This is a genomic window from Nitrospira sp. BLG_2, assembly GCF_049222245.1.
Map to the genome: position 1 here is coordinate 1 of NZ_JBLYIG010000208.1, position 2880 is coordinate 2880.

3 protein-coding genes are annotated in these 2880 nt (G+C 59.4%); 2 read left to right on the forward strand and 1 reads right to left on the reverse strand.

Going from position 1 to position 2880, the window contains the following annotated elements; all coding sequences use genetic code 11:
- Positions 1 to 1382, forward strand: a 1382-nt coding sequence (gene sthA, locus ACOSYY_RS05790; RefSeq protein WP_421661318.1) for a Si-specific NAD(P)(+) transhydrogenase, incomplete at its 5' end; no start/stop codon positions are given.
- Positions 1379 to 1759: a hypothetical protein gene (locus tag ACOSYY_RS05795; protein ID WP_421661319.1), complete on the forward strand. Its 381-nt coding sequence runs from the start codon at positions 1379 to 1381 to the stop codon at positions 1757 to 1759. The genes sthA and ACOSYY_RS05795, both read left to right, overlap by 4 nt.
- 70 nt (positions 1760 to 1829) lie before the next feature.
- On the opposite strand, the gene ACOSYY_RS05800 is transcribed toward ACOSYY_RS05795, so the two are convergent.
- The coding region (locus ACOSYY_RS05800) for a sigma-54 interaction domain-containing protein (protein ID WP_421661320.1) at positions 1830 to 2880 on the reverse strand (1051 nt) is incomplete at its 5' end.

The window sequence follows — 2880 nt, forward strand, 5'->3', positions numbered from 1 at the left end:
CAGGGCAGCGAGCCGCCGTTCAGGCCACAAAATTGGGGAAGAAAGTCGCGCTCGTCGAACGCCGGAGAATCTTGGGTGGCGTTTGCGTGGAGACCGGCACCATACCCAGTAAAACATTCCGCGAAGCGGTTCTTTCTTCTAATTCTGTAACCCATCATTTCGACCAACACATGGGCTATCCCTATCAAAGTCGCGCGACGGCGGGGCAGCTCCTCGCCCGGGTCGAAGAGGTGGTACGGCGAGAGGTGGAAGTCGTCACCGAGCAGTTGCGTCGCAACGACGTCGCCTTGTTTCATGGCGATGCCTCGTTCCGTGATGCCCACACCGTGACCGTCACTGCGGAAGACGGCGTCCGGGCAATCACGGCGGCCAATATCTTGATTGCCGTCGGCACCGTGCCGGCGTTGGCGGACAGTGTGAAGTTCGATGGGGAATTTCTTCTCAGCAGCGACGACGTGCCTCGCTTGAAGCAGCTTCCCCGACATATGGTTGTGGTCGGCGGCGGCATTATCGGCGTCGAATATGCCTCCATGTTCGCGGCTTTGAACATCCATGTCACGGTCATCGACAAACGCACCAAGCTGATGGAGTTTCTAGATTCAGAAATCGTGGAAGAACTCATTCATCAAATGCGAAACCGCCATGTCACGTTCCGCCTCGGCGAGGCCGTAGAACGCGTAGACGTGATCGATGGGCCTCCACGACGCGTGGTGTTGACTCTGGAGTCAGGGAAACGAGTCGTTTCCGAATCGGTCTTGTATGCAGCCGGACGGATGGGAGCGACGGATAATCTAAATCTCAGGGTCGCAGGTCTCACGGCGGGCAAACGAGGTCACTTAAAGGTCGATGCGCAATTTCGGACCGAGGTGCCGCACATTTTCGCCGCTGGCGATGTCATCGGACATCCCAGCCTTGCGTCGACCTCCGCCTTGCAAGGCCGCCATGTCGCGTGTCATGCCTTCGGAGTGGAAGTCGAACCGACATCGGAACATTTTCCGATCGGTATCTACGCCATCCCCGAGATTTCGATGGTGGGGCCGCCGGAACATGACTTAACAGAAAGACGAATCCCTTATGAAACCGGTGTCGCGCGTTATCGCGAGATCGCCCGTGGACAGATCCTCGGCGATGACAGCGGGCTCGTAAAATTGCTCTTTCACAGAGAGGGCCGGCAACTGCTCGCTGTCCATGCCATCGGGACGGGGGCGACGGAATTGATCCATATCGGTCAAGCCGTGCTGGATCTGGGCGGCAGGTTGGATTATTTCTTGCGCACGGCCTTCAACTACCCGACGTTGGCTGAGTGTTACAAGGTGGCTGCATTGGACGCACACAACAAACTTGCCATGACGGCGTCCTGCACGCAAAAGGAGGCCACATGAAACCAAGCAGCATGCACTTCTTCACTGTGTGGGCGATTCTTCAGATACTCACGGCCTGTGCAACGAACGATTCGGCACCGTCAACCGTCCCTTCCACAACATCGGCGACGACATCACAGATGCGGTCCTCAGACCGAATGTTTTATTGGCTCGAGGAAGCCCGAGAGCTCCATGCCATGGCAAGCCATAGAGATCGAGAGGCGGAATTGATGTTGCAGAACAAACCAGGCCCGGCGACGAACGAATTCGTAAAACAGATGCGACAGCTCACCCGTCGGCTGCATCAAGCAGCCACATATGCGGACGCGCAGGCCAACGAAGCCAAACAAGAGATTTTGCCTGACATGGTCCAGCAATTTCATTCAACGCTGCGATGACTCTGAAGACGGTCTCAAGAGCGATGCCGCTTCACGGCCTTGAGCAGGATGCAAGGCTTTGATGCCCTTCTTATGGGTTTGTTTCACTATCAAAACCCATCGGATCAGAGGCATCAGCCTCGGTGGGAAGCCGGGATTTGCCGAGGCCATAGCGGTCGAGGAGCCGATACAGCGTGCGGCGACTGATGCCGAGCAGGCGGGCTGTCCGCTCCTTATTGCCCTGCGCGGACTCCAGCATCTTGAGCACCTGTTCCCGCTGCAACGCCTTGAGGGTGCCGGGTAAGATCTCCAGACGTTCCGAATGCAGACCGTCACTTTGCAGGACCTCGGGCGGCAGATCCTCTTTGGAGAGGATCGCATGCGGGGCCAGCGCCACCGCTCGTTCCACGACATGCTCGAGCTCCCGCACATTGCCCGGCCACGCATACCCGGTCAGCGCCCGCATGGCGGCCGGCGAAAAGGAGGTGACCGGAATTTCCTTCTGATCCCCGTACCGAGCCAGAAAGAACTCGGCGAGCACCGGAATGTCTTCGGGCCGCTCCCGGAGCGGCGGCAGGAGCATCATGACCGTATTCAACCGATAGAGCAGATCCTCCCGAAACCGGCCGGCCGCGACCAGCTCAGCCAGGTCCCGGCGCGACGCGGCAATGATCCGCACATCGACCTGCACCGACTCGTTGCTGCCGATCCGGCGGATTTCCCCTTCCTGGAGGACGCGCAGCAGTTTGGCCTGTCCGGCCGGCGAGAGATCGCCGACTTCGTCCAAGAAGAACGTGCCGCCGCTCGCCTCCTCCAGCAAGCCCCGCCGCAAGATATGGGCCCCGGTGAACGAGCCCTTGATATGGCCGAAGAACTCGCTTTCGAGCAACGTGTCGGGAATCGCGCTGCAGTTCACGGCGACGAACCGGTGCGCGGCCCGGGGGCTGTTGTCGTGGATGGCACGGGCGATGAGTTCCTTGCCGGTGCCGCTCTCCCCCTGAATCAACACGGCGGTTCGGCTGCGGGAGACACGGCCGACGAGTTTGAACACCTCCACCATCTTCTTGCTCTGGCCGATCAACGACGCAGCCCGTGGGCGTTCACTGAACGCGCGCTGCAGCGAGCGATTGTCCTGGATCAAG

Bases quoted from the DNA above. Each gene is read 5' to 3' on its own strand.
- ACOSYY_RS05795 (WP_421661319.1), top strand. From the start codon at position 1,379: ATGAAACCAAGCAGCATGCACTTCTTCACTGTGTGGGCGATTCTTCAG.